The organism is Pantoea sp. JZ29 (genome assembly GCF_035190385.1).
Classification (GTDB): Bacteria; Pseudomonadota; Gammaproteobacteria; order Enterobacterales; family Enterobacteriaceae; genus Pantoea; species Pantoea stewartii.
Genome location: NZ_CP045241.1, coordinates 1,136,184 through 1,162,954, shown reverse-complemented (window position 1 = coordinate 1,162,954; position 26,771 = coordinate 1,136,184). Strand labels below are relative to the sequence as shown.

Below are 26,771 nucleotides of genomic sequence, written 5' to 3'. Positions count from 1 at the left end.
CAGGGCAAAAAAAGAGGGCCATCTGGCCCTCGATTAGTTAACGCTTATTTTTCTTCATGTGCGCCATCAGACGCTTACGCTTACGCTGTTGCGTTGGCGTTAACAGGTTACGCTTGCCTTCATACGGGTTTTCACCCTCTTTAAACTGAATGCGGATTGGCGTGCCCATTACGTTCAGAGAACGACGGAAATAGTTCATCAGGTAACGCTTGTAGGAGTCCGGTAAATCTTTCACCTGGTTGCCGTGAATCACCACAATCGGTGGGTTATAGCCACCCGCGTGGGCGTACTTCAGCTTAACGCGGCGACCACGCACCAGCGGTGGCTGATGGTCTTCTGCCGCCATGTTCATGATACGCGTCAGCAGCGAGGTGTTTACACGCTTCGTTGAGCAGTCGTACGCTTCCGTTACCGATTCAAACAGGTTGCCTACACCGCTGCCATGCAGCGCAGAAATAAAGTGCACGCGCGCAAAGTCGATGAAGCCCAGACGGAAGTCCAGCGTCTCTTTGACTTCATCACGCACTTCCTGCGACAGACCATCCCACTTGTTCACCACGATCACCAGTGAGCGGCCGCTGTTCAGGATAAAGCCGAGCAGTGACAAATCCTGATCGGAAATACCGGCGCGCGCATCGATCACCAGCATCACCACGTTAGCGTCTTCAATCGCCTGCAGGGTTTTGATGACCGAGAATTTCTCAACCGTATCGGTGATTTTGCCGCGCTTACGCACCCCGGCGGTATCGATCAGCACATATTCACGATCGTCACGTTCCATCGGGATGTAGATACTGTCGCGCGTGGTGCCTGGCATGTCATAAACGACCACGCGATCTTCACCCAGAATGCGGTTAGTCAGCGTAGACTTACCGACGTTTGGACGTCCGACAATCGCCAGCTTGATCGGCAGTGTGGTCGGGTCGAAATCGTCCTCTTCTTCCTCTTCCTCACCGTTCTCTTCTGCGGCTAACGCGGCCCAGTAGGCTTCGTTTTCATCTTCTTCGGTGACTTCTACGGGATCAACCTTTTCCATCCACGGCAGCAGCGCCGTCTCCAGCAGGCTGGTCACACCACGGCCATGGGACGCGGCGATAGCGTAGATCTCCCCCAGACCCAGTGAATAGAAATCCACAATGGCCTGATCCGGATCGAGCCCGTCCGTTTTATTCGCGACCAGGAATGTCGCTTTTTGACGCGCGCGCAGATGTTTTGCAATTTGCTGATCGGCGGGCATCATGCCTGCACGGGCATCCACCATAAACAGCACCACGTCGGCTTCTTCAATCGCCAGCAGCGACTGTTCCGCCATACGCGTTTCAACACCGTCTTCGGTGCCATCAATACCGCCGGTATCGATAACAATGAATTCGCGCCCTTCCACTTCGGCGCGACCATATTTGCGATCGCGAGTCAGTCCAGGAAAATCCGCTACCAGCGCATCTCGTGTGCGAGTTAAACGGTTAAACAGCGTAGATTTTCCCACATTGGGACGCCCAACCAGCGCGACCACAGGTACCATAACAATGCCTCAATAATGTATTAATTCGCCCGAATGGCGTGATTATAACGGCTTTAGCCGTTCAGTTCAGGCTTACGGCGCAAAGGATACCATGCCTGACTAAAAACGAAACGGCCCCTGATGAAATCAGGAGCCGCTGTGCCGGAAGGATAACCCTGCCTGACAACTTACCCGTTAGCGGGTAATGGCATAAACTTCACCATCTTTCGACTGAATCAGCAGCTTGTCGCTGGCGACAACAGGCTCAGTCTGGAAGCCCGAGCTGTCCAGTTTTTGCTGGGCAACAAAGCGGCCATCCGTGGTGTTCAGCCAGTGCAGGTAGCCTTCGCCGTCACCGACGACGATGTAGCCATTATACAGCACCGGTGAGGTCAGATTACGATGCAGCAGCTCGCTTTGACGCCAGATAGCGACACCGCCATCCGCATTCAGGGCAATCACACGATCGTCCTGATCCACCAGGTAGATACGCCCGGTATCGACAATCAGATCTTTCACGCCGCCAATTTCACGTTTCCACAAAATCTGCCCTGAACGCAGATCCAGTGCGGAAAGGTTGCCATTGTACGCCAGCGCGTAAACCACACCATTTACAATGATCGGCGTGGTATCCACGTCGCTCAGGCGGTCGATTTCCGTCGCCCCGCTCGGCTGTGAAATACGCTGCTGCCAAATCAACTGGCCCTGATTCATGATCACGGCGCTGACGCGTCCGTTGTCGCCGCCCACAATCGCGCCACCAAAGGCAACTGACGGGGCTGATTCACCGCGCAGCGACAGCGCAGGCATGTCCAGGTTCACGGTCCACTTCACCGCCCCGGTCGCCTGATCCAGACCCTGCAACATACCGTTACTGGTATGAATCAGCACCAGGCCATCGCTGACCACAGGACGCGACAGCGCTTCGCCAGCCGCTTTGGCTTGCCATACAATCGAACCATCACTGGTGTTCAGGGCATAAACCTGACCGCGCTCACTGCCGATATACAGGCGATCGCCGCTGACGGTAATACCACCGGACAGCATGGCAGACAGGTTTTTAGAGAAGAAGCCGGTTTTCTCAGAGAGGTCGACTTTCCATTTTTCTTTGCCATCCGCTGCATCGAGCGCTTTTACGATACCAAAGCGGTCAGCCGCATAAACGGTGCCGTCTTGCCAGGTCGGATGCAGGTTGGAATAGAAATCGCCAATCCCGTCGCCCACGCCTGTACTCCATACTGTCTTCGGCGTGAACTGGTTTTCCACTTTCGGCAATGGGGCCATTTTCACTACATCTTCTTCGCCGCTGAACAGCGAGCAACCGCTGAGCAGGGTGACTGAAATCAGCCCCGGCAGCAGGTATTTACGTAATTCCATGCGCTCTCTCTTGACTGGCTTAGCTTAAGTTATTCATCTTCATCTGCATCATTTGCTTCAGCGCCGGAGACGCGTCAGATTCGACGCCTTTACTCCATGCATCGCGCGCGCCCTGCTTATCGCCTTTGCTCAGCAGCGCTTCGCCGCGGATGTCAGCCACAATGGCTGTCCAGCCATCACCCTTCACACCGTCAAGGGTTTTAAGTGCCGCATCAGCCTGTTTCTGTTGCAGTTGAATGCGTGCCAGGCGCAGGTTAATTACCGCCTGCAGATTGGCATCTTTGGTGTCTTTTAATCCGTTTTGCAGCAGGCTCTCGGCCTTGTCCAGCTGATTGCTGTCGACATACTGCTTCGCCAGATCCAGCGCCGCCAGGGCACCATAGGTGTTGCTGTTTTCGCGGGCAAACGTGTTAACGGCTTCCAGCGTTTCAGGCTTGCTGACCTGCATGGCACTGGTGAGTTTCTGGTACTCAGCCGACACGGTTTTAGCAGAATCCTGCTCATGGCTCGACCAGTAACGCCAGCCACCTAATGCAGCAATACCGATAACCACACCAATGGCTAATGCTTTACCGTTGTTGGCGAAAAAGCGACGCAGCGCATCAACCTGTTCGTTCTCATTGCTATACACTTCCACGCAATCCCTCTCCTTTCAATGGTTGTGCCATAACGCGCTTACTGTAACAGCGTGCGCAGTGCAGCCGCAGCATCCGCCTGCGCCAGCGTTTGCTGTTCGCCATTGCGCAGATCTTTAATCACGACCTGGCCGGCTTTCTGTTCATCTTCACCCAGCACCAGCGCCACGCGAGCGCCCCACTTATCTGCGCGTGCAAATTGCTTCTTGAAGTTCCCGCCGCCGAAGTTAGTCATCAGCTTCATGTCGGGCAGCTGATCACGCAATTTTTCGGCCAGTTGCATTGCCGCTGACTGAACGCCCTGACCTGAGGCGATAACATAGACATCGACATTACGCGCGGGTTCAAATTCTGGGTTCACCGCCTGCACTAACAACACCAGACGCTCCATGCCCATGGCAAAACCGACACCTGGCGTCGCACGTCCGCCCAGTTGTTCGACCAGGCCATCGTAACGTCCGCCGCCGCACACGGTGCCCTGCGAGCCGAGGCTGTCGGTGACCCATTCAATCACCGTGCGGTTGTAGTAATCGAGCCCACGTACCAGGCGCTGATTCACCGTGTAAGCGATACCGGCATCATCTAACAGCGCACGCAGGCCATCGAAGTGGGCACGTGATTCTTCATCGAGGAAGTCACCAAGCTGAGGCGCATCGTTCAGCAGCGTCTGAATATCCGGGTTTTTACTGTCAAGCACGCGCATTGGGTTGCTGTACATGCGGCGTTTGCAGTCCTCGTCCAGCGCCTCTTTATGCTGTTCCAGAAAGGCAACCAGCGCCTCGCGGTAACTGGCGCGCGCGTCAAGTGAACCGATAGAGTTCAGTTCAAGGCGCACATGGTCGGCGATACCTAACGCTTTCCACCAGCGGGCGTTCAGCATAATCAGCTCGGCATCAATATCCGGCCCCTGCAGGCCAAAGACTTCCACACCAATCTGGTGGAACTGGCGATAGCGCCCTTTTTGCGGACGCTCGTAGCGAAACATAGGGCCCATGTACCACAGGCGCTGTTCCTGATTGTAAAGCAAGCCGTGTTCGATACCGGCACGCACGCAGCCTGCCGTCCCTTCCGGACGAAGCGTCAGGCTTTCGCCATTACGATCGTCAAAGGTGTACATCTCTTTTTCAACCACATCGGTGACTTCACCGATTGCACGTTTGAACAGGGGAGTTTGCTCTACAATAGGTAAGCGAATTTCGCTGTAACCATAACTCGCCAGCACGGACTTCAGGACATCTTCAACTCGTTGCCAGATGGCCGTATCCGCAGGCAGAAAATCGTTCATCCCGCGAATCGCTTGAATATTCTTCGCCACGTTAAAATCTCTTAATGCAAAAAAACCTGTCCGGCATCATACCTCATGAGGATGAAACCGCACAGGCTCAGCTAAAAAAGTCGTGCATGCCGTACGCGCAAAGGATTATTTTTCCAGTTGCTGTACGTCGATACGACGGGTTTCATCCAGCATCGCCGCTTTGGCGCGAATGCGTGCTTCCAGTTGATCGATCATATTGTCATTGTCGAGACGATCGCGCTGACGGACACCGTCTTCGTAGAAACCGCTTTTCTTGTTGCTGCCGGTCACGCCCAGCGTAGACACTGTCGCTTCGCCCGGGCCATTCACCACACAGCCAATGATAGAGACATCCATCGGCGTGATAATGTCTTCCAGTCGCTGCTCCAGCGCGTTTACCGTGCCAATCACGTCAAACTCCTGACGAGAACAGGTCGGGCAGGCAATGAAGTTAATGCCGCGTGAACGGATACGCAGCGACTTCAGGATATCAAAGCCCACTTTGACTTCTTCTACCGGGTCAGCGGCCAGCGAGATACGCAGTGTGTCGCCGATGCCTTCTGAAAGCAGTAATCCCAGACCAATAGCGGATTTTACTGCCCCCGCGCGTGCGCCGCCCGCTTCGGTGATCCCCAGGTGCAGCGGCTGCTCAATTTGTTTGGCCAGCAGACGATAGGACTCAACGGCCAGGAACACATCCGAGGCTTTTACGCTGACTTTAAACTGATCGAAGTTGAGGCGATCCAGATGATCGACATGACGCATGGCCGATTCCAGCAGGGCCTGCGGCGTAGGTTCGCCGTATTTTTCCTGCAGATCTTTTTCCAGCGATCCGGCGTTAACCCCGATGCGAATGGGAATATTTTTATCGCGGGCACAGTCAACAACAGAGCGGATACGCTCGTTGTTACCAATGTTGCCGGGGTTGATGCGCAGGCAATCCACACCGTACTCCGCCACTTTCAGCGCGATACGGTAGTCAAAATGGATATCGGCGACCAGCGGGACATTGACCTGCTGCTTAATCAGTTTAAACGCTTCGGCGGCATCCATCGTGGGCACCGACACGCGAACGATATCCACCCCCACGCGCTCAAGGGCTTTGATCTGACTGACCGTCGCGGCCACATCGGTGGTGCGGGTGTTCGTCATTGACTGAACGGCGATGGGCGCACCATCGCCAATCGGCACCTGGCCGACGTAAATACGTTTGGACTTACGGCGGATAATGGGTGCTTGGTTATGCATATTTCTTCTCCACAATTGCCCGGAACACGCGTTACGCTGTTATTGCGCACCCAACGTCAGGCGAGCAACCTGGTTATTACGGATAAAGCGACTTAAATCAACGGGTTTATTCTGATATTCGACATGAACAGCTGCCGGCGCACCAATTTTCAGACGATACGGGGCCGTTCCTGACAGGCTCAGTTTACCGCCACTGCGCTGAATACCGCTAAACAGTTTTTTGCCCGTCGCATCGCTGACTTCCAGCCAGCAATCAGCCGTGAAAGTCATCACCACCGCATTCGGATCGGCGGCAGGTTCGCTGACGGCCGCTGCGCCAACAGGCATGGGCTGCGTAGCGTTCGACGACGTCGGTGCGGTAGTGTTCTCTACGGGTGCCTGACTGGGTGAAACCACGGCATTGTTCTCTGCCGAAGAGGAGGTGGCTGCATTTGCGTTGTCGTTTTCAGCGGGCGTGCTGGCCGCTGTGCCGCTGTTAGCAGGAGCAGGGTTCGCCGCGCTGTTTCCACTGGTTAACGGCACGCTGGTACTGTTATCCGCTGGCGCGGAGGACGAACCACTGTTTTGCCCTAAGGGAATCGACTGGCTGTTGTCACCGCTGCTGCCGTTTTGGTCGGCCATCGACACCAGTTCATCCTGAGAGGCTTTATGGTTTTGCCACCACCAGGCCCCCGTCAGACCAACGACAACAAAGACCACCAGCCAGGTGAAGATCATTAACCAGCCGTCCCGCTTCTTGCGGCGTTTACCCAATGAGAAGCTTTGCATCGGTTCGATTTTGGCTGCCCGCACTGGCGTCTGTTTTGCCATCATCGGCAGCAGTTCCTCTTCAGGAATATGCACCAGACGCGCATAGGAACGAATATAACCGCGCAGGAAGGTAGAGGCTAAATCCGCAGGTGACTTGTCTTCTTCAATATCACGCACGGTAGAAAGTTTAAGGCACAGGCGTTCAGCGACATTTTGCTGCGTAAGTCCCATTTGCTCACGGGCGATACGCAGGCGGGCACCTGTGGAATGAACTGCAGAATTTTCTTGAGTGGCTTCAGTATTCATTAGCTAAATAACGCTGGTACTGTATCGATTGCGGAAAACGTCGCGCTAACTGGTCGCCATAACGTGAAACGTCTGCGTGATTTCCCTGTTGCGCGGCGAAACGTATGTGTAACGCCAGGCTGCGTGCCGTCTCCGGCAGCGGCTGGTAAAGCTCTAACAATAGCGCCAGGTTAGCCCATTGGTCATGTTCGACCGCTCTTTCAGCTTCAGCCAGCAGCGATTCTCCCTTACTTCTGTCCGCATCACGCGCATAAGACAGTGCTGCTCGCGCTGACTGTCTGTCCCCTGCCCGCAGATAACAATATCCCGACAGTTCGTACGCATCGATGCGGGCGTCTCCTTCCTGCGCATCTTTTGCCCGGATAAACTGTTGATGCGCTTCATCATACTGCCCTAAAGTGCAAAGAAACGCACCGTAATTGTTAGCGATGTAACCATTATATGGGGCAATTTGCTGCGCCTGTAAAAAATGAAGATGCGCAGCAGAAGTTTGCCCTTGACGCTGAGCGAGCCTGGCAAAGGCCAGCTGCACCCGATAATCCTTTGGCGCTGCCGCCTGCGCGCGAAGGAAATTACGGCGCGCCGCACTGTAATCGTTTACGGCAAGGTAATGCATACCCAGCTGTAAACGCAATTCTGCGGCCCCGGGTTGCGACGGTGAACTGACACAACCGCTTACAACAAAAACGGCCAGTAGCCGCGCGCCTGCTCCTTTGCGCATAAGGTTTCCTCCCTGTCATCCGTGTGGTGAGCAGCAGCCTGCCACGCCGGTAACCGATCAGAAACCCTGTTCGTCCGCCTTTCAGATCGCCTTCACAGATATGGCTTCACCGGCCATCTTCTTACGCAGGGTACGTTTGGTGCGGTCGATGACTTCACCCGCCAGCTGACCACAGGCGGCATCAATATCGTCCCCGCGGGTTTTACGCACAATGGTGGTAAAGCCATAGTCCATTAGCACCTTAGCGAAGCGGTCAATGCGGCTGTTTGAGCTGCGACCATAAGGTGCGCCCGGGAAGGGGTTCCAGGGGATCAGGTTAATTTTGCACGGTGTTTCTTTGAGCAATGCCGCCAGCTCATGCGCATCATCGGTGCTGTCGTTCACGTGGTCCAGCAGCACATACTCAATCGTGACACGTCCCTGGTTGGCGTTGGATTTACCAATATAGCGTTTGACTGCCGCCAGGAAGGTTTCGATGTTGTACTTCTTGTTAATCGGCACGATGTCATCGCGCAGTTTATCATTGGGCGCATGCAGCGAGATAGCCAGCGCCACGTCAATCATGTCACCCAGCTTGTCGAGAGCCGGAACCACGCCCGAGGTCGACAGCGTCACACGACGTTTTGATAAACCGAAACCGAAATCATCCAGCATGATTTCCATTGCCGGGACGACGTTATTCAGGTTGAGCAGAGGTTCGCCCATGCCCATCATCACGACGTTAGTGATAGGACGCTGGCCGGTCAGTTTGGCTGCACCGACAATTTTTGCCGCACGCCAGACCTGGCCGATAATTTCGGAGACGCGCAGATTGCGGTTAAAGCCCTGTTGCGCCGTTGAGCAGAATTTACATTCCAGTGCACAGCCCACCTGGGAGGACACGCACAACGTGGCACGGTCGCCTTCCGGGATATATACCGTTTCCACCAGTTGATCGCCCACGCGAATAGCCCACTTAATGGTGCCGTCCGTTGAACGCATCTCTTCGGCCACTTCCGGCGCGCGAATTTCGGTGAGTTCCATTAAGCGGTTACGCAGCTTCTTATTGATGTCGGTCATCTGCTCGAAATCGTCGCAGCAGTAGTGGTAAATCCACTTCATCACCTGATCGGCACGGAACGGTTTTTCACCCAGGGACACAAAGAATTCGCGCATCTGCTGACGGTTAAGATCCAGCAGGTTAATTTTTTGGCTTTTGGGCGAAACGGAAAGCGGTGAGGTGGACGCGGGCGTCACAATCTGTTCGGACATAGTGTTCTCTGGCCTCGTTGTTACACGTTATGGCGCGGTTGGGAAAAGAAAAAATTACGCCTTCACTAAGCTGGCTCAATGAAGGCGCAATATTGTACAACATCTGCTGCCCGATAACAGGTGCGAGTGACCGCGGGTCAGCAGATTTTTGTAAAGCCGTGTACGCGTCAGTAATTAACGGGTACGTGGGCAGATTTCGTTTTCGCCGAAGAAGTACGCGATTTCACGGGCTGCAGACTCTGCAGAGTCAGAACCGTGAGTAGCGTTTTCGGTGAAGCTGTCAGCATAGTCAGCACGCAGTGTACCGGCCAGTGCGTTGGCTGGGTTAGTTGCACCCATCAGGTCACGGTGACGCTGAACGGCATTTTCGCCTTCCAGTACAGAAACCACAACCGGGCCAGAGGTCATGAATTCAACCAGACCGTCGAAGAACGGCTTGCCCTGGTGCTCTGCGTAGAAACCTTCAGCCTGCTCTTTGCTCAGCTGCAGCATTTTTGCGCCAACGATTTTGAAGCCTGCGCTTTCAAAACGGTTGTAGATAGCACCGATCACGTTTTTCGCGACGGCGTTTGGCTTGATGATAGAAAAAGTACGTTCGATTGCCATGATGACCTCTGTCTTGACGTTCTGAAGAAACCGAGGGCGCACGCCCCGGCTAAGAAACGGCGCCGATTATAGGGGCTGAGTGTGACGTTGCCTATCACAGAACCCATAATTTCTTGAAAAATCTTGATCTGTGTCGATGCGGAAGGCTTTCAAATCTGATTTAGCGCAAAAAACCATCATCCCCGTGTGAAGTTAACGGTCGCAAGCTGCCCGGCTTCATCCATCACCACCAGTTGATAGTCACCTGAGCGATCAAGACGCAGCGACAGCGTGCCGTTCTGGTTTTCCGCCGTCACGGGTTCACCGTTCAAAAACCACCAGCGCTGATTACCCTGCCCGCCCTGTGCCGCAACCGGCATGACCAGGGTGGAATTACCCGGCAACGGCTGCACCCGTTGCCCGTCAATGACGCCTGTGACAATCAGCGGCGCACTGCTGCCCTGCGTGAGTGGCGGGCACTGACTGTCGATAGCCGGTAACCGCTGACGCCGTCGCTCCTGCAACGGTAGCCAGGCTTCCAGCGGTAAGGGCCACAGTAAACGATCGTGGCTGACAGCGTGCGGACAGTCAGCCGCCACGCGGCGGCCCTGGTCATTTAGCCAGTAGCGCAACCGTAAACCGCTGAGGCTTTCCTGGCCCGATGCCAGCAAAGTGGGCGGCAATGTGTCATTCAACACCCAGCTCTGGCGGCGCTGGCGGCAGTTTTCATCGCCCACAGGCAGCGGTTGTCCGCCCGGCCAGCAGATGCTGGCCACCGTAACCGATGCGGGACGAGGATCAACGGGCACCTCCTGTCCGGCTAAACGGTTCATCAGTACGCTGTTTACCTGATTCATCACGGGAACGGCAGACGCAAAACCAAACTGCCCTGCGACGGGCGTTGCATCGGGACGGCCAACCCAGACGCCGATCAGATAGCGGGGATTCATGCCCACCGCCCAGGCATCGCGATAGCCATAGCTGGTGCCGGTTTTCCACGCCAGCGGTACAACCGCAGGCAGGTTCCCTTTGCCCGCAGGCTGCGCTTCACCCGCCAGGACACGGCGGATAATCCACGCCGCGCCGGGCGAAAGCAGAGGCCGCTGCTGCAACGGTTGATCGGGCATCCAGCGCAGTTGCGCGGCGTTGCCCCGATGCACGAAAGCGCTGTACGCCGCAACGATCTCGTCCATGCGCGCGCCGGTGCCCCCCAGGATCAATGACAAATTCGGCTCGGCGCCGGGCGGAAAGCGCAGGTTAAGCCCGACATTGCGCAGGCGGGCCGCGACATTTTTGGGACCCAGCGCTTCCAGCACCTGCACCGCAGGCAGATTAAGGGAACGCACCAGCGCTTCGCTGGCGCTGACCGGCCCATGAAAACCGGTATCGAAGTTACCCGGACGGTAGTCGCCAAAACGGCGCGGCACATCCTGCAGCAGCGACTCGGCATGAATCAGCCCGTCATCCAGCGCCATGCCATAAACAAAGGGTTTTAAGATCGATCCCGGTGAGCGTACGCTGGCAATCATATCGACATGCCCGAAGCGGTTGTCGTCAGCAAAGTCAACGGAACCAACATACCCACGTACGGCCATGGTGGTGTGATCGACCACCAGAATGGCCAGCGAGGTGCGCGGCGGCAGCTGATTTTTGATGTTCAGCGTCATACTTTCCAGCTCACGCTGCAGCGACGGGTCCAGCGTTGAGACGATTTTTTCGTGAGTGCTGATCGACAACAGCCGCCGGGCCAGCAAGGGTGCCATCTGCGGCATTTGCCGTGGTGGCAGCCAGACCGGTTCCTGGCGGATCTCGGCCACCTGACGCGCAGACCAGACGTGATATTGCGCCAGACGGTCCAGCACTTTATTACGTGCCGCCTCAGCCCGTTCCGGCCAGCGGTCGGGCCGCAAGCGGCTGGGTGACTGCGGCAGCACGGCCAGCAAGGCGGCTTCCCCGCGGGTTAACTGCGACGGGGCTTTGCCCAGCCAGCTCCAGCTGGCTGCGCCAATGCCTTCCAGCGTGCCGCCAAAGGGCGCGCGATTAAGATAAAGCGTCAGGATGTCGCGTTTTGACAGGTGCCACTCCAGTTGGAGGGCACGCCATGTCTGAATCAGCTTGCCGCGCAGCGTCCGCGGCTGCGGGTCGATAAGCCGTGCCACCTGCATCGTTAAGGTGCTGCCACCGGAAATCACACTACGATAGCGAAGATTCTGCCAGGCGGCCCGCAGCACAGACAGCGGATTAATACCAGGGTGATACCAGAACCAGCGATCTTCATAGGTCAGCAACGCCTGGATATAGGCGGGCGAAACCTCTTCGGGCGTGACCGGATAGCGCCAGATCCCCTGACTGTCGGCAAATCGCCACAGCGGCGTACCGTCCTCCGCGACCACTACTCGCGCAGGCTGGACCGCTTTAAGCGGCAGTGGTGACAGCCGGTCCAGTATCAGCAGCGCAAGCAGCAGCCCCAGAACACAAAGCGGCAGCGCCAGCAGCCACCGCTTTCTGATGTGCCTGATCACGCACGCACCCGATTACTGTACATGCAGCTGCTGCGGTGTGCTGCCAATGGCGCGCCATTCGGGCACGTACATGGATTCCACCTGCGGCGGGGGCAATTGATAGCGCCCCGGTGTGACTGCCCGCGCCAGATAAATCAGCGTGGTGGGACGATACGTATCGACGGCCAGAGCGGCAACAAAGCGGTCATCACGGAACTCAATATGCCTGATGCTGGCCTGTTGCATATCCATCATGCTCTCTTTTAAGGCATCGGCGCTGTCCCCCAGACTGGCACTGCTGTCCGCCAGGTTCTGATTTTCCAGCTCCAGACCGGCGGGCAATAAATCCACCACCAGCGCATCGCTAATGCTGCGTTTGGCTGAGACCGTCAGGCGCACCACCAGCAGTTCTCCGCTGCGCAGATTATTCAAATCGGCAGCCTGCCCATCCAGCGTAAAGTACTCGCGTTTAATCGCCATCATATGGCTGACTGGCGCAGGCGGACTCAGCGGATAGCCGACCACGTTCAGACTGGCGTACAGCGGCGTGCTGCCGACATTACGTACGTCAACGCCCTGAGTCAGTTGCTGATGATCCAGTCCTTTATTTAGCGGCGCATCTCCACTCACAGGCTGATCGCTACCAGAAAGTTGCGCCTGCCAGCGTTGCCCGTTGGCGGTTTGCAGCGTCCGGGCCGCCAGGTAAAGGGCATTATTCTCCTGAGTAGAGAACCAGCGCTTGCCCGTCACCTCTTTAGACAGTGACAGCAGCAGGCTGTTTTGCAGGTCCGGCTGCAGCTGATTTTCAGCCAGCAGCGCAATCATCATGCCCTGATCGCGCACGGTACTGCCGTAGTCGCCAAACCAGCGGTTCTCAGCGCGTGGCAGCGTTGCCCCCTGCATCACCGCCAGTTGCGCACGCTGTTCATCACCCATTAGCTTCAGCGCAATGCCCAACTGCATCAGCGCCAGGCCCGACTGGGCCTTGTCACGCTTTTCATACAGCGCACGTAAGGCACCCAGCGGTGCCCGCTGCTGGCGCGCCAGCACCAGTCCGGCATAAGCCTGCACGCTGAAACGTAACGCTTCGACGTGCTGGCTGCCGCCTCCGGTGATCTGCGCCGGGTCCTGAAGATAACGCAGCAGGCGCGCGTTCGCCCGGCTGACAACCTCATCAGGCAACGCATAGCCCGCCTCACTGGCGCGCAGTAAGAAATCCGTTACGTAAGGCGTTAACCAGAATTCTTCTTCGCTCTGTTTGCCCCATAAACCAAAGCTGCCGTCCGCGCGCTGCATGCCCGCCAACCGGGCAATACCGGTTTCCACCGCTGCCCGGCGAACCTCATCAGAGCTGGTTTTGATACCCATGGCGGTAAGTTGCGCCTGGCTGGTGTACAACGATGGCCACAGCCCGCTCGCCGTTTGCTCCAGACAACCGTAGGGATAGGCATAAAGCGCACTGATATAGCGCGCAATATTCAACGGTGGGCGATTACTCAGCGTCAGTTGTCCACTGAGCGTAGCCGCGTCCAGGCCGGCAAAGGCTGCCGCCGTTACCTGCCACGGCTGCTCACCGTTGATCACCGCGTCAAAACTGAGCGTCTGGGCTGGATAAGGGGGCCTGACGCCAATTTTCCACTGCTGCTGGCTGGGCCGCACCTGCTCACCCGGCAGATTCAGGCCCGAAATCGTGACCTGAACGTCACCGTCACCAAAACCATTTTGCGCGGTGACCGGCACCTGTAGCGTTTTCCGCTCACCTTTGGCCAGCGTCACGTTTTGCGTGGCCGCGCCGGACAGCGCAATCAGCCCCCGGGCTGCGAGATCCACCTTCAGCGTTTGCGGTAAATCAGTCAGGTTGGTGATATCCAGCGCCAGCGATGCGCTGTCGCCGCTGGCCAGGAAGCGCGGCGTGACCAGTTCACTGACCAGCGGCGCCGCCACAACCAGCTTGCGCTCTGCCGCGCCAAAGCTGTCATCGCTCCAGACCTGCGTCATCAGGCGCAGTTCACCGTTAAATGCCGGGACAGGGAGCGTGATCGAGCCCTTGCCGTTTTTATCCAGCGTAACAGCCTGTAGCTGCTGCGCCACAATGTTGACGTGGGTAACGGGTTTCTTGCCGCCGCGCGTCAGCGTGTCGTCTTCGCCGTCGCCGCCAAAGCGCAGCGCTGCCAGGCGTCCGCCGCCTTCAATCAACTGCCCAAACACATCGTACTGGTCGACGTTATAACGTTTACGGCCGAAAAAGGCCTGCCAGGGATCCGGGGTTTTGTAATCCGTCACGCTCAAAACCCCGCTGTCCACCGCCGACAGCAGCACATGCACCTTATCCGGCAGCGGGCCGCCTTCACGACTGGCCTGCACATTGACCGTCAGGTTCTGCTCAGGGCGAACCTTTTCGGGCGCATCCAGCGTCAGGGTCAGGCGGCGCGCGTCGGTCGCCATCGGCAGATGTAGCAGTCCGACGGCACGTTTTGGCGTAGCGCCGCTGGTCTTGTCCCCTTCCCGTACGACAATGGCACTAAAATAGAGATCGTGACGCTGCCAGCTGTTGGCAATCGGCACATCCACCGTCGTCCCGCCCTGCGGAACGGTCAGCGGCTGCCACCACAGCGTGCCGCTGCTGGACTCAACCATCAGATAGCCCTTACCGGCCGTGGGCGATTCCACCTGCAGATGCACGGTTTCTCCGGGCTGATAAGCGGCTTTGTCTAAGCGGAGTTTGACCTGATCCGGGCGCAGAGCGCCCGTACCATTAGTATTATCCTGCCAGTCATAGCCCGCCTGAAAACGCACGCTGCTGACAATTTTTTCACCCGCCTGCACTTCCAGTCGGTAGCTGCCCCACTCGACCGGGAAGCTGACTTTGGTACTGCCCTCAGCGGGCACCGTAATCGATCGCTCATCTTCCTGCAGATCTTTCGCGTCGTAGCGTGACTGCCAGCCTTCACTGTCAGAGAAGCTCCAGTAGTAGTCACGACGTTCGCGAATCAAGCGCACATTCAGCTTTTCTGCCGCCAGCTTTTCGCCCTGACTGTTGGCGTAAACAATGTCAAAATCGGCCAGGCTGTTTTCCGGCACGGTCGGCTCATCGCGATAACTGTCACTGCGGTAATCGTAGATCGACTTGTTGCCGAACAGGGGGCGAATGCCCGGCAGCGCCTCCGCGGGCCAGATCGCCTGAGTGGCACGTCGGGTCACAGGCCGTCCACCCGTTTCCAGCAGGCTGGCCTGTAAAATCAGGTTTAGCGGCGAGTGAAGCTGGTCCCACTGATTCTCGACGGTTAGCTGGGCTTTGCCGTTCGCATCCAGTTTGATATCCACATCACCCAGGCTGCGTTTGACGCCCTCCTCAGTGATATCCCCAAACTGATAGCCAGGCAGCGCTGCCACCGCGTCCCGGGCAGGACGTAGATAGAGCTGCCCCTGCAGCGCATTCCCCGCCGCAGGCGCACCATAGAGATAACGCCCCTCAACGTTAAAGGTGATATCCGCATCGGCAGGCTGAGGTTGCTCATCGTTTTTCAGCGTCAGCGCCATGCGCTCTGGCAGGAAATCTTCGACGCGGAAATGCCACTGACGCGGCAGGTTATCACCGGTGTTAAGTCGCAGCATCCAGCCACCAGTCATGGCGGTCGTGGGCAGGCTGAATCGCTGCTGATACAACCCGTCCTGCGGTTGCCAGACAAAGGTGCGCACCACTTCACCGTCGGGCTGTACCACTTCGGCTTTAACCGGCTGGGCCGGTAACGGTTTGCCATCAGCATCACGCAGCAGCGCATTGACGATCACCGTTTCGCCGGGACGGTAGATATCGCGCGGGCCAAACACGAACAGCTGCTTGTCATAGCCCTCCGGTCCCGCCACGGGAAATTCGGCTAAATCTAATGCCGGGCGAGCCAGATCGATGAGGGAGGTTTGATCGCCCTGTATTGCCAACAGGAACTTGCCCTTGTCTTCGGCTTTCAGACGCACATGCCCGCTGCTGTCGCTGGTGCCGTTTTGCAGGACCTGCCCTTTATCGTTCAGGACTCTGACATTGACGCCTGAGAGCGGATCGCCGTTTTCCAGACTCTGGGCAAACAGCTCAAACTGGCCCGGAAAACGGTGCAGTGACAGGCCGATATCGCTCAGGGTGAAGAGCGTGGCTGGCATACTGTAATGATACGTGCCGGCCTGTTTCATCACGGCCAGATAAACGCCCGGTTGCTGAAGCGGCTTGATGTCTTTTAGCGGCAGCTGCAGTTTTTCCCGCGTATTGCGTGCCGGGTTAAGCTCAAAGCGGCCGCTGTAAACCAGCTCGCTGGTTTTAAGCAGCTCCTGAGATTGCCAGGTTGAGAGATTACTCCCGTTATTCCACTGGGACAGGAATTGCGCCAGGCCCGCGTTTTTAATCCTGAAAAAATCGACATCCACCTGATCGACATTCAAGGCCAGCACCGGCAGGCCCTGCGCAATACGCAATGGCAGCAAAGAACCGCGACTGGCGAAGCCCACCATCGGCGCAATGTCGCGCGTGGTGATTTTTTGGCTGTAAGCCGCGGTCAGCGTTTCACCACTGGCGGCGCGCAAGCCCGGATCGACGGTGACAGTAAAGTGCCGTGAGGGTTCAGGATGGCGAAAACGCAGCGCCTTGCGATTCCCGGACAGCTCCCAACCGCCATCCACCTTGCCGCGCTGATCGTCCGTCAGCCGGACCTTTTTGGCCACGTCCTGCTTATCATCAAGCGGCTGATTGAACGTTAACACCAGTGCGGCAGCACCATCGAGCTGGAGCTCGGAGAGGTCGATAATGCTCAGCGGCTTACTGACCTGCGCACTGGCGGCAGGCGTTTCAGCGCTGACGGAAAAAGCAGGTAACGTGGCGGCAGACAGCAGCGCGCCGCCGATCAGCATGCTGAACAGCAGCCGGTTAATGCGTTGTTTCATGGTAAATCCTTCACCGTGCCCCAGGGGAATTGTTTTATAATGCTGCACGATTTCACATCAACCTTCGCATTTAATCAACGCTTCTCTTGAGATGGTGGGCACATTGCCCGACACTGGCATCACAGATTGCAGAGAAGAGGTTGTTATGACGACGCCACTGTTTGTGTCCGCCGACTGGTTACAAGAACATTTTAATGACGGCACGCTCCAGGTTCTGGATGCGCGTATGCTGCCGCCGGGCATGGAAGCCACGCGCGATATTCAAAAAGAATATCTGGCGGAGCATTTGCCTGGTGCGCCTTTTTTCAATATTGAAACGCTTTCCGATCACACCAGCCCTTATCCCCACATGTTACCCCGGGCCGAAAGCTTCGCGGTGGCGATGCGCGAACTGGGCATCAACAGTGATAAGCATTTGATTGTTTATGATGAAGGCAATCTGTTTTCTGCGCCCCGCGCGTGGTGGATGCTGCGCGCCTTTGGCGTGGCACAGGTCTCCATTCTGGCTGGCGGTCTGCAGGGCTGGAAAACGGCGGGTTATGCGCTGGCTGAGGGCGAGGTCAGTCTGCCGGAAGGTGAGTTTGATGCACAGTTCGATGAAGGCCTGGTGAAACGCCTGACGGATGTCTTGCTGATTAGCCATGAAGGCGGCGCGCAAATTGTCGATGCGCGCGCGGCGAACCGTTTTAATGCTGAGGTCGATGAACCCCGTCCGGGATTGCACCGTGGGCACATTCCCAACAGCCTTAATCTGCCCTGGAATACCCTGGTCGAGCAGGGCGCACTCAAGCCGGAAGCCGAACTTCGTTTACGCTTTGCGGAAGCCGGTGTGGATATCAGCAAACCCATCGTAGCCAGCTGTGGCTCTGGCGTGACTGCGGTGGTGTTGATTCTGGCGCTGACGGCTCTGGGTGCAAGGGAAGTGACGCTGTATGACGGATCCTGGTCCGAATGGGGCAGCCGGGATGATTTGCCGATTGCGAAGTAACGGTAAACGCGCGGCCGAACAGGCCGCGCAGTGTGTCAGATGATCCGCTGACCACCTTTGAACTCACGCAGGAAACTGCCCCAGCGGCGTTCATAAAAGGGCGTAATGTGCGCGGTAAAGAAGTGACTGATTCCGCGGTCCTCTGCCGTAATCTCACACACATCAATGGGTGCATCATCCAGTAATGTATCGGTGGCTACGCTGCCGGCCGCCTGAATAATTGCCTCAATATCGCTGTCCGCTTCAATACCAATCAACAGATTAGGCGCATCATCCGCCTGTTCACGAATGCTGGCAATGAAAGCGCGTTTAACCTGCTTGTATTTGCTGAACAACTGCGTCAGCGAGTCGATCATCTGCGCGGGCGGTTCCGCGATTTCTGACAGCAGCAGTGACTGACCGCCTTCCAGCACCGTTTGCTGCATCAGGGCACTGCCCTCTTCCCCCAGCAGATGACTGATTTCCGCCGCAGAAAACTCTTTGCCCGTGGGCAACTTTGGATTAAGAAACAGCGTTTCGCCACGGGTCATTTCAAACAGCGTACGTACCGGCAGCCGCACATAAGGCTGCTCATCGTTGATCGCCTCGCTCATCGCCTGTTCGGAGGTAAAAAACGGGATCACACTGCTGCCATCTTCTTTTTCCCAGTGCTGCAGGTCGACAGGCGTGCTGGCATCCAACTGCTGCTGGGTGCTTTCCCCCGGCACCCATGCATCCGCCTCCAGCAGTAGCTGAAAAAACTCAGGACGATGGGCAGGCTCCGTGGCGGCCAGCTTCAACACCTCTTCAAGACGGTTCATCATTCACTTCTACCTTCAAAAAGCGGTGACCAGGTCACCGCGGAGATTGCATTTATTTCAGTAACAGGTTGGCGATAGTGCGCACGCCCAGGCCGGTTGCGCCTGCCGACCATTGATCGACCGCGCTCTTACGGTACGTCGCCGAGCAGTCGATATGTAACCAGCCCTGCTGATAGTGGCTGACGAAATAGGACAGGAACGCCGCCGCGCTGCTGGCACCGGCAGAATGTGCCGGGCTGGCAATGTTATTCAGATCGGCAAAGTTTGACGGCAGATGACTGCGATGGAACTCTGCCAGCGGCAAACGCCAGAACGGTTCGTTTTCACTGACCGCACTGCCCATCACCGACTGCGCCAGCACATCGTCGAAGGTAAACAAGGCGTGATAATCATTGCCCACCGCCGTTTTCGCGGCACCGGTCAGCGTTGCCGCATCGATCAGCAGCGTCGGATTCTGCTCGCTGGCATCGATCAGACCATCTGCCAGGACCAGACGACCTTCCGCATCGGTGTTCATCACTTCTACCGACTTGCCATTGCGGTAACGAATGATGTCACCCAGCTTAAAGGCGTTGCTGCTGACCATGTTATCCGCGCAGCACAGGTAGAGTTTGACGCGCTTTTTCAGTCCGCGCGCGATGGCCATGGCCAGTGCACCGGTCACCGTCGCGGCACCGCCCATATCTGACTTCATGGAGTCCATGGTGGTACTGGTTTTGAGGCTGTAGCCACCGGTATCGAAGGTAATCCCTTTACCGACCAGGCAGGCGTAAACCGGCGCTTCGCTGTCGCCGGTGGGGTTAAAATCCAGTGCCAGGAAAACCGGCGGACGGTTTGAGCCCCGTCCTACCGTGTGCAGGCCCATATAGCCTTGCTCACGTAAATCATCGCCTTTGGTAATGCGATAGCTGACCGCTTCGCCACCTAACTCGCTCAGTAAGTCTACGGCACTGTGCGCCAGCGTCTCTGGCCCTAAATCATCTGCAGGCAGGTTAATCGTATCGCGCACCCAGCCTACGATCTTACGGCGGCGATCAAACTCCGCCTGTTCATGTTCACCCAACTGCGGCCAGTCAACGCTGTTTTTGGCTTTCGGGCTGCGATAGCCCTGCCAGAAGGCCCAGCACTGCTCCAGATGCCAGCCTTCGCCCGTCAGGGCAACATGACGAATGCCCTGCCCATCCAGCTTACGCGCGGCACGCTGGATGCTCATCAACGCATCGGCTTCACGCAGGTGCACGGTCATACCGTTTTCATTGCTGCTTAACAGTGCTTTTTCACCCCAGCGCGCATCGGCGGGCTGGTTGCTGAGCGTGATATTCATCGGTTGTGTACTCATTGTAGGGCTCCGTATTCGTTATTCGTTTCATCCAGCCTGTTTTAGCGACGGCTTTTCATACAGATGTTACGCCGCACACCGCAGGCGTTGCCGGTGCGCAGTGGTCAGCCTCTTCAGGCCTGATTATGACTTCATGAGTTCACGCAGGCGCGTCACGGACTTCTGCACCAGCGCAATGGCATAATCGATCTCTTCTTCAGTGGTGAACCGCCCCAGTGAGAAGCGAAGTGAACTGTGGGCCAGTTCTTCGTTCAGACCGAGTGCGCGCAGAACATAGGAAGGTTCCAGACTGGCAGAAGTACAGGCCGATCCGGACGACAGCGCAAGATCTTTCAGCGCCATGATCAACGACTCACCTTCAACATCAGCAAAACTGACGTTAAGTATGTTGGCGCAGCTGTGTTGCAAATCACCATTCACCGTTACGCCGCCTGTCTCACGGATGCCGTGCCACAGTTTGTCACGCAACAGCGACAAGCGGGCCATCTCTTCTTCACGCACCGCTTTGGCAATGCGGTAAGCCTCACCCATGCCGACAATCTGGTGCACCGGTAAGGTGCCCGATCGCATATTGCGCTCGTGACCGCCGCCGTGGATCTGCGCATCAATCTGGATACGCGGCTTACGACGGACATAGAGCGCGCCAATGCCTTTAGGACCATAAACTTTATGACCGGAAAACGACATCAGATCAACAGGCAGTTCAGCGAGATCGATAGCCAGTTTCCCGACGCTTTGCGTCGCATCGACGTGGAACAGGATGCCCCGCTCCCGGCACAGGGCGCCCAGCGCAGCGATATCCTGAATCACACCGATTTCGTTATTCACATGCATGATGGAAACCAGCACCGTGTCGTCACGTAGCGCGGCGCGCAGGTCGTCAGGCGCGATCAGGCCATTCGCTGCTGGCGTCAGCCAGGTGATCTCAAAGCCTTCACGTTCAAGTTGCAGGCAGGTATCAATGACCGCTTTATGTTCGGTTACGCTGGTGACGATGTGTTTACCACGCGACTGGTGGAAATGGGCTGCGCCTTTAATGGCGAGATTGTCGGATTCGGTGGCCCCGGAGGTGAAGACGATTTCACGTGGGTCAGCATTGACCAGCTCCGCGACCTGATTGCGCGCAACGTCCACCGCCTCTTCTGCCTGCCAGCCGAAACGGTGCGAACGGGAGGCCGGGTTACCAAACGTGCCATCCAGCGTCAGGAATTGCATCATTTTGCTGGCCACACGCGGATCGGCCGGCGTCGTGGCGGCATAATCCAGGTAAATCGGTAATTTCATTGCGCTACAGCTCCGTATAAAAAATCATACGTATTTATAGCAGATTCAGCCCCTGCCGCGTTAGCAGTAAGGGCCGGAGAAGCAGAGGATTAGGAGGCGCGGAGGTTAACGTTGATTTCCTGTGCGCGGGCGTGCTGGAAACGACGATTGTCGTTAGCATTCTGGCGGTCGGCCACATCCAGGATTTCCTGATTATTCACCAGCTCAGCCAGCGTAATGTTGTTCAGGAATTCGCTAATACGGACGCTCAGGTCACGCCACAACACATGGGTCAGACAGCGCTCGCCACCCTGACAGCCTTCTTTGCCCTGGCATTTGGTGGCGTCCACAGATTCATCAACCGCGGTGATCACTTCACCCACCGCAATCGCGCTGGCTTCTTTGCCCAGCAGATAACCGCCACCCGGACCACGAACGCTGGATACCAGATTGTGCTTACGTAACCGCGAGAACAGCTGCTCCAGATAAGAGAGCGATATACCCTGGCGTTCAGAGATGTCAGCCAGTGGAACAGGGCCCTGGTGAGAATGCAGGGCAACGTCCAGCATAGCGGTAACAGCGTAACGTCCTTTGGATGTCAGTCTCATAGCATACAACCTCAATAGCGTCCGGTTATCGGAGGATTAGCGAAGATGACGGCAAGTCTGACATTCCCGAGTAATTTGGTCAACTATTTAACCAAGTAATTTACTCAACTATTTAACCTGGCGTTTTACTCAACTATTCAGGGCCGTTTTGTTTCGGTCCTTTACGCTTCTCAAACGAGGCGAGCATCCCGCGCAGAATATTGAGTTCGTCGCGCTCAGGACGGGCGCGCGTATACAGACGACGCAGCTTGCTCATTACCTGGCCGGGATTGGCTTCACGGATAAATCCGCTTTCCAGCATCATCTGTTCCATGTGCTGGTAGAAACGTTCCAGGTCGTCAACCAGCGGATAAGGTGATTCCTCGTACTGCGGTTTGGGACTGGCGTTTTCCTGCGCCTGCAGCCAGGCCATGCGGACTTCATAGGCAATGATCTGCACAGCCATCGCCAGGTTAAGCGAGCTGTATTCCGGGTTCGCCTGGATGGCCACATGATAATGGCACTTTTGCAATTCATCGTTAGTCAGCCCGACACGCTCACGACCAAACACCAGGGCGACGGGGGCCTGCCGGGCCTCTTCAATACTTTTCAGGCCACATTCACGTGAATCCAGCATCGGCCACGGCAGCGAGCGGGAACGTGCACTGGTGCCGACCACCAGACTGCATCCGGCAATCGCGTCATCCAGTGAGTCGACAATTTTCGCCTCGCCAATCACGTCACTGGCCCCGGCAGCCAGCGAGATAGCCTGTGAATCCGGCTTCACTAACGGATTGACCAAATAGAGGTTAGTTAAGCCCATAGTTTTCATCGCGCGCGCGACGGAGCCCATGTTGCCGGTGTGAGAAGTTTCTACCAGTACGATACGAATATTTTGCAGCATAATTGGGATCGGTCAGAAAATGATGACGCGTACTCTAACATAAAGCAGGACATTTACCGAACACCCTGCTATACTCCGCGCCGTTTTCCCCGTTCTTTAACATCCAGCGAGAGATACCGATGCATCCAATGCTCAACATTGCCGTGCGCGCAGCGCGCAAGGCCGGAAATTTAATTGCCAAGAATTATGAAACCCCGGACGCCGTCGAAGCCAGCCAGAAAGGCAGTAACGACTTCGTAACCAATGTTGACCGCGACGCAGAACGCCTGATTATCGAAGTGATTCGTAAATCCTACCCGAAGCACACCATTATTACTGAAGAGAGTGGTGAACTTGAAGGTGAAGATCAGGACATTCAATGGGTAATCGATCCGCTGGATGGCACGACCAACTTTATCAAACGCCTGCCCCACTTCTCTGTTTCTATCGCCGTACGCATTAAAGGCCGTACTGAAGTGGCGGTGGTATATGATCCTATGCGTAATGAACTGTTCAGTGCCGTACGTGGCCAGGGCGCGCAGCTTAACGGCTACCGTCTGCGCGGCAGCATCGCTCGCGATCTGGATGGCACCATTCTGGCGACCGGTTTCCCGTTCAAGCTAAAACAGCACGCGCCGGCTTACATGAACATCATGACCAAACTGTTCACACAGTGTGCGGACTTCCGTCGTACCGGCTCTGCCGCACTGGACCTGGCCTATGTTGCCGCAGGTCGTGTGGATGGCTATTTTGAAATCGGTCTGAAACCGTGGGATTTTGCCGCGGGTGAACTGCTGGTGCGTGAAGCGGGCGGACTGGTTACTGACTTCACCGGCAATCATGGTTACCTGCATTCAGGTAACATTGTGGCCGGTAATCCTCGTGTGGTTAAAGCGCTGCTGTCGTCCATGCGCGATGAACTGAGCGAAGCGCTGAAGCGCTAAAGAAAAAGGCGGCACATTCTGTGCCGCCTTTTTTAACGCCTTTCGGTTAGCGACGTTCGTTCGCCAACACCTGACGTGGCTGAGTACGACGTCCCACCATGCCCATCACGCCTGCCAGGACTGCTTCAATAATCAGGATAAAGAAGGCGTACCAGCTGGCTTTCGCTGTCGCTTTAGCCGCCTGCTCACCGGCTTCACGGGCTTTCTGCTCAGCCTGCTGTTTCAGCTCCTGATATTTCTGCATAGCCTGCTGATAGCTCTGCTCTGCCTGATTAACGATCTGCTCTGCTTCCTGATCGCTTTTGCCGGTGCGCGCTTTAATAATATTTTTCAACGCCTCACGATCGGCTGCCTGTAATGTATCAGCATGACGATCAATAACGCCTTTAAACCAGTTAGCTAAATCCGTGTCTGCGGTTTGCGGATGATTAGCGGTGTTATTTGCCTGGTTCTCTGCATTCTGCGCTTCATTATTCGCATCCTGCTTCAGTTTTTCAGGTTGTAATTCAGGCTTGCCTGTTTGACGCAGCGTCGTTTCCAGCTCACGCTGCATGTCATTTAAATTAATATTGTTTTCCTGCAGCTTGTCTTTTGCCATTTGGGTAACAGATGGCGCAGCGGCTGAAATACCCTGACCGACAGCCTGGAAGCCCGTGCCCAGAATGTTCATCGCACCGCCTAATACGCTACTGGCAAGACTGACGGCTAAATAAATCGTTATCACCGTGCTGATGCCAAACATCAGTAACCCATGCAGCGCGCCTTCGCGCTGTGCCAGACGTCCGGCAACATAGGCGCCCGCGACGATGGCGAGAAGCATTTCAATCGCCGTCCACACCAGCGCACCGGTGCCCAGGTGTTTAAACGGATTGCCTTCCTGCAGGGGATCAATAGTCGTCGCGCCGATAGCTGTTCCCAGCAGAGTTAATAATATGTGAATTATCAGTGCGCAAATAACACCAGCAAAAACGGCACTCCATGAAATACGTTTTAGGGGCAAACCCGCTGTTCCAGTTACCAGCGGATCGGTGTAGCCATTATTAATACGGGTATCAGCCATGAGATATTTTCCTCGCAAAGCACGGAATCGTTCCGTTTTTATTCATCCCATTATTGGGAGGTGATTTAACTATTAACAGCGTAGACAGTGAAAACAAATTTCACCACTAAACAGTCAGCAGAAAAATAAAAAATAGTGAGGAATATATTGCAGAATGAGCAGCGAAAAACGCTTTTCGCTGCTATAGAAATCAGAAAGGCCGGATGCCGCCCGCCAACCCCGGCTGAGCAGATTGCCATAACGCACAGCCCGCAACGATTAACATGACGCTTCCCAGCAAAGCCAACAGAGGCAACAGACTGCGTGCGCGATCGCTTATGTGGCTGTTTGCACTCAGCCGTTGCGCCAGCGAACGCGAGCGCTGCACCAGCAGACCAATCGCCGAAATGGTCAGGGCCGTTCCCATCGCCATCACCGCCGCCGAGAGGACGCCCCAGAGGTAAACGCCAATCACCTTAGCAAACAGCAGCATCATAATGGCTCCTGAACAGGGCCGCAGCCCCATCGACAGAACCACCAGTAACTGGGTTTTCACGTTAACGGCACCGGCTACCTGCTGTGCACTGGGCAGATGAGCATGACCGCAGCCGCACTGATCATCATGATGATGGTGTGGATGCAGAGCACGAATGTTCATCGCCGGTTTCGGTCGGAACAGTCGCCACAGAGAGTTGACCGCCCGATAACCTGTCCAGATTCCCAGGGCAATCACCAGAAGATAACTGCCCTTCTCCAGCCAGAAACTGCTCAGATGCAACTGGCGTGATGAGGTGTGCAATACCACCAGCATCAGGGTTACCAGAACAATCGCGACTGAACCCTGTAACAGCGATGCCAGCAGCGTCAGCTTCATGCTGGTTTTCAGTTTTGCCGGATGAGTGGCCAGGAAAGTGGTGATAACAACCTTACCGTGCCCAGGTCCTAACGCATGCAGGATGCCGTACACCAGACTAAACGCCAGTAATGACAGGCCAGCCCGGTGCGGATGTTCGGCGACCTGTTGCAGGAGCTGCGTCATCTCGCGATTGAGAATTTTTTGCCAGAGCACACTTTGCAGCAGAATTTGCGGCCAGTACAGCCAGATCGCGCTGACCGCCGTCACCAGCCCGACCATGAATACTGCCAGTGGCCACAGCCGTTTTTTGGGCCGCGCTATGGTCGTCAGTGACATGTCAGAATCACCGTTTGCGCGAACTGCCTGCCCAGATCCATCTCTTCGGGTGGCGCATCGGCCTTGTCGAGCGATAAGGCATACTGCTTCAACGAGTCATTCGGCTTTGGCGTATGCAAGGTGAAGGCGCAGCGTGACTGCAACGCTGGCGGCACGGTTAAGGCGTCAGGCTTGTCATAGAACATGTCGACGAAATATGTGGGATCGAAGGTGAGAATCTCAAAGCGCTGACCGGTTAATGTGGGTGGCTCGGCCAGCGGCAACACAAACTCCAGCACCGCTTTGTTGCCACTGCGTGACAGATTGTATTCTTTTGGTAGATTCAAGAACTTCACCCGCTGCTTGTTATGCCAGATTTCAGAAAAATAATGTTGTCCCAGCACATTCGCCATCACGCCGGCTGCCAGTTTTTTCCAGACCACGGTGCCCGGTTTCGCATCGCTCGCGTCGTAAAGAAGATCGGCGGAGGTAATTTCATCCATGGTCCAGATCATTTTCAGGCCCGTAAACCGATCGCCGTCAGCAACCAGTTCCGTTTTCATATCAATAAAGCTGTGAGGATGTGCCAGTGCTGACGAACTTATCAGGGTTAGCAGTGCGAAAAACATGCGTTTCATAATGTTATAAAGTAACGTTCC

General features: G+C 56.1%; 21 protein-coding genes. 2 read left to right on the top strand and 19 right to left on the bottom strand.

Features of this window, described 5'->3' with window-relative positions:
• Positions 1–37: 37 nt before the first annotated feature.
• From der to GC090_RS05515, 11 genes are all read right to left on the bottom strand, one after another.
• Complete coding sequence (gene der / locus GC090_RS05565; protein ID WP_006120621.1) at positions 38–1,522, bottom strand: ribosome biogenesis GTPase Der; 1,485 nt, start codon at positions 1,520–1,522, stop codon at positions 38–40.
• 174 nt (positions 1,523–1,696) lie between these two features.
• A complete protein-coding gene (gene bamB / locus GC090_RS05560; RefSeq protein ID WP_324021058.1) occupies positions 1,697–2,878 on the bottom strand; it encodes an outer membrane protein assembly factor BamB in 1,182 nt (393 codons plus the stop codon).
• A 19-nt stretch (positions 2,879–2,897) separates the two neighbouring features.
• The gene (locus tag GC090_RS05555) at positions 2,898–3,515 is read right to left on the bottom strand and encodes a YfgM family protein (RefSeq protein ID WP_324021056.1); all 618 of its coding nucleotides are present in this window, start codon (positions 3,513–3,515) and stop codon (positions 2,898–2,900) included.
• 38 nt (positions 3,516–3,553) lie between these two features.
• Positions 3,554–4,828 (bottom strand): histidine--tRNA ligase, encoded by a 1,275-nt coding sequence (hisS, locus tag GC090_RS05550; protein ID WP_006120624.1) that lies wholly within the window; start codon positions 4,826–4,828, stop codon positions 3,554–3,556.
• A gap of 105 nt (positions 4,829–4,933) precedes the next feature.
• The gene (gene ispG / locus GC090_RS05545) at positions 4,934–6,055 is read right to left on the bottom strand and encodes a flavodoxin-dependent (E)-4-hydroxy-3-methylbut-2-enyl-diphosphate synthase (RefSeq protein WP_033740886.1); all 1,122 of its coding nucleotides are present in this window, start codon (positions 6,053–6,055) and stop codon (positions 4,934–4,936) included.
• Between the two features lie 39 nt (positions 6,056–6,094).
• A complete protein-coding gene (rodZ, locus tag GC090_RS05540) occupies positions 6,095–7,111 on the bottom strand; it encodes a cytoskeleton protein RodZ (RefSeq protein WP_039339986.1) in 1,017 nt (338 codons plus the stop codon).
• On the bottom strand, positions 7,101–7,832 hold the full coding sequence (pilW, locus tag GC090_RS05535; protein WP_033740890.1) for a type IV pilus biogenesis/stability protein PilW: 732 nt from the start codon (positions 7,830–7,832) through the stop codon (positions 7,101–7,103). Before pilW ends, rodZ begins: the two co-directional genes overlap by 11 nt.
• Before the next feature lie 81 nt (positions 7,833–7,913).
• On the bottom strand, positions 7,914–9,083 hold the full coding sequence (locus GC090_RS05530) for a dual-specificity RNA methyltransferase RlmN (RefSeq protein WP_033740892.1): 1,170 nt from the start codon (positions 9,081–9,083) through the stop codon (positions 7,914–7,916).
• A 174-nt stretch (positions 9,084–9,257) separates the two neighbouring features.
• Positions 9,258–9,689 (bottom strand): nucleoside-diphosphate kinase, encoded by a 432-nt coding sequence (gene ndk, locus GC090_RS05525; protein WP_003848684.1) that lies wholly within the window; start codon positions 9,687–9,689, stop codon positions 9,258–9,260.
• A 176-nt stretch (positions 9,690–9,865) separates the two neighbouring features.
• Complete coding sequence (gene pbpC / locus GC090_RS05520) at positions 9,866–12,190, bottom strand: peptidoglycan glycosyltransferase PbpC (protein ID WP_324021052.1); 2,325 nt, start codon at positions 12,188–12,190, stop codon at positions 9,866–9,868.
• Positions 12,191–12,202: 12 nt separating this feature from the next.
• Positions 12,203–17,098 carry an alpha-2-macroglobulin family protein gene (locus GC090_RS05515; protein WP_324021050.1) on the bottom strand — a complete coding sequence of 1,632 codons (4,896 nt, stop codon included), beginning with the start codon at positions 17,096–17,098 and terminating at the stop codon, positions 12,203–12,205.
• Positions 17,099–17,243: 145 nt separating this feature from the next.
• On the opposite strand from GC090_RS05515, the gene sseA reads away from it, so the two are divergent.
• On the top strand, positions 17,244–18,086 hold the full coding sequence (sseA, locus tag GC090_RS05510; protein ID WP_324021048.1) for a 3-mercaptopyruvate sulfurtransferase: 843 nt from the start codon (positions 17,244–17,246) through the stop codon (positions 18,084–18,086).
• Between the two features lie 35 nt (positions 18,087–18,121).
• On the opposite strand, the gene sseB is transcribed toward sseA, so the two are convergent.
• From sseB to trmJ, 5 genes are all read right to left on the bottom strand, one after another.
• Positions 18,122–18,886 (bottom strand): enhanced serine sensitivity protein SseB, encoded by a 765-nt coding sequence (gene sseB / locus GC090_RS05505; RefSeq protein WP_185199544.1) that lies wholly within the window; start codon positions 18,884–18,886, stop codon positions 18,122–18,124.
• Between the two features lie 52 nt (positions 18,887–18,938).
• Positions 18,939–20,225 (bottom strand): aminopeptidase PepB, encoded by a 1,287-nt coding sequence (pepB, locus tag GC090_RS05500; RefSeq protein ID WP_324021046.1) that lies wholly within the window; start codon positions 20,223–20,225, stop codon positions 18,939–18,941.
• 123 nt (positions 20,226–20,348) lie between these two features.
• Positions 20,349–21,509, bottom strand: a complete 1,161-nt coding sequence (locus GC090_RS05495) for an IscS subfamily cysteine desulfurase (RefSeq protein WP_033740900.1) — start codon at positions 21,507–21,509, stop codon at positions 20,349–20,351.
• Between the two features lie 89 nt (positions 21,510–21,598).
• The gene (gene iscR, locus GC090_RS05490; RefSeq protein WP_006120637.1) at positions 21,599–22,096 is read right to left on the bottom strand and encodes a Fe-S cluster assembly transcriptional regulator IscR; all 498 of its coding nucleotides are present in this window, start codon (positions 22,094–22,096) and stop codon (positions 21,599–21,601) included.
• A gap of 133 nt (positions 22,097–22,229) precedes the next feature.
• Positions 22,230–22,979 carry a tRNA (cytosine(32)/uridine(32)-2'-O)-methyltransferase TrmJ gene (gene trmJ, locus GC090_RS05485; RefSeq protein WP_033740902.1) on the bottom strand — a complete coding sequence of 250 codons (750 nt, stop codon included), beginning with the start codon at positions 22,977–22,979 and terminating at the stop codon, positions 22,230–22,232.
• Positions 22,980–23,098: 119 nt separating this feature from the next.
• Here trmJ and suhB point away from each other — a divergent pair, with 119 nt between their 5' ends.
• Positions 23,099–23,902: an inositol-1-monophosphatase gene (gene suhB / locus GC090_RS05480; RefSeq protein ID WP_006120639.1), complete on the top strand. Its 804-nt coding sequence runs from the start codon at positions 23,099–23,101 to the stop codon at positions 23,900–23,902.
• A 46-nt stretch (positions 23,903–23,948) separates the two neighbouring features.
• On the opposite strand, the gene GC090_RS05475 is transcribed toward suhB, so the two are convergent.
• The 3 genes from GC090_RS05475 to GC090_RS05465 all read right to left on the bottom strand — a co-directional run bounded on the left by GC090_RS05475 (position 23,949) and on the right by GC090_RS05465 (position 26,750).
• Positions 23,949–24,962, bottom strand: a complete 1,014-nt coding sequence (locus GC090_RS05475; protein ID WP_039339998.1) for a TIGR04086 family membrane protein — start codon at positions 24,960–24,962, stop codon at positions 23,949–23,951.
• A 190-nt stretch (positions 24,963–25,152) separates the two neighbouring features.
• Positions 25,153–26,133, bottom strand: coding sequence for a nickel/cobalt transporter (locus GC090_RS05470; protein WP_039340000.1), 981 nt, complete (start codon positions 26,131–26,133; stop codon positions 25,153–25,155).
• Positions 26,124–26,750 (bottom strand): DUF1007 family protein, encoded by a 627-nt coding sequence (locus GC090_RS05465; protein ID WP_006120642.1) that lies wholly within the window; start codon positions 26,748–26,750, stop codon positions 26,124–26,126. Before GC090_RS05465 ends, GC090_RS05470 begins: the two co-directional genes overlap by 10 nt.
• Positions 26,751–26,771: the final 21 nt, after the last annotated feature.

Bases quoted from the DNA above. Each gene is read 5' to 3' on its own strand.
- der (WP_006120621.1), bottom strand. From the start codon at position 1,522: ATGGTACCTGTGGTCGCGCTGGTTGGGCGTCCCAATGTGGGAAAATCT.
- bamB (WP_324021058.1), bottom strand. From the start codon at position 2,878: ATGGAATTACGTAAATACCTGCTGCCGGGGCTGATTTCAGTCACCCTG.
- ispG (WP_033740886.1), bottom strand. From the start codon at position 6,055: ATGCATAACCAAGCACCCATTATCCGCCGTAAGTCCAAACGTATTTAC.
- rodZ (WP_039339986.1), bottom strand. From the start codon at position 7,111: ATGAATACTGAAGCCACTCAAGAAAATTCTGCAGTTCATTCCACAGGT.
- pilW (WP_033740890.1), bottom strand. From the start codon at position 7,832: ATGCGCAAAGGAGCAGGCGCGCGGCTACTGGCCGTTTTTGTTGTAAGC.
- GC090_RS05530 (WP_033740892.1), bottom strand. From the start codon at position 9,083: ATGTCCGAACAGATTGTGACGCCCGCGTCCACCTCACCGCTTTCCGTT.
- ndk (WP_003848684.1), bottom strand. From the start codon at position 9,689: ATGGCAATCGAACGTACTTTTTCTATCATCAAGCCAAACGCCGTCGCG.
- GC090_RS05515 (WP_324021050.1), bottom strand. From the start codon at position 17,098: ATGAAACAACGCATTAACCGGCTGCTGTTCAGCATGCTGATCGGCGGC.
- sseA (WP_324021048.1), top strand. From the start codon at position 17,244: ATGACGACGCCACTGTTTGTGTCCGCCGACTGGTTACAAGAACATTTT.
- sseB (WP_185199544.1), bottom strand. From the start codon at position 18,886: ATGAACCGTCTTGAAGAGGTGTTGAAGCTGGCCGCCACGGAGCCTGCC.
- pepB (WP_324021046.1), bottom strand. From the start codon at position 20,225: ATGAGTACACAACCGATGAATATCACGCTCAGCAACCAGCCCGCCGAT.
- GC090_RS05495 (WP_033740900.1), bottom strand. From the start codon at position 21,509: ATGAAATTACCGATTTACCTGGATTATGCCGCCACGACGCCGGCCGAT.
- iscR (WP_006120637.1), bottom strand. From the start codon at position 22,096: ATGAGACTGACATCCAAAGGACGTTACGCTGTTACCGCTATGCTGGAC.
- trmJ (WP_033740902.1), bottom strand. From the start codon at position 22,979: ATGCTGCAAAATATTCGTATCGTACTGGTAGAAACTTCTCACACCGGC.
- suhB (WP_006120639.1), top strand. From the start codon at position 23,099: ATGCATCCAATGCTCAACATTGCCGTGCGCGCAGCGCGCAAGGCCGGA.
- GC090_RS05475 (WP_039339998.1), bottom strand. From the start codon at position 24,962: ATGGCTGATACCCGTATTAATAATGGCTACACCGATCCGCTGGTAACT.
- GC090_RS05470 (WP_039340000.1), bottom strand. From the start codon at position 26,133: ATGTCACTGACGACCATAGCGCGGCCCAAAAAACGGCTGTGGCCACTG.
- GC090_RS05465 (WP_006120642.1), bottom strand. From the start codon at position 26,750: ATGAAACGCATGTTTTTCGCACTGCTAACCCTGATAAGTTCGTCAGCA.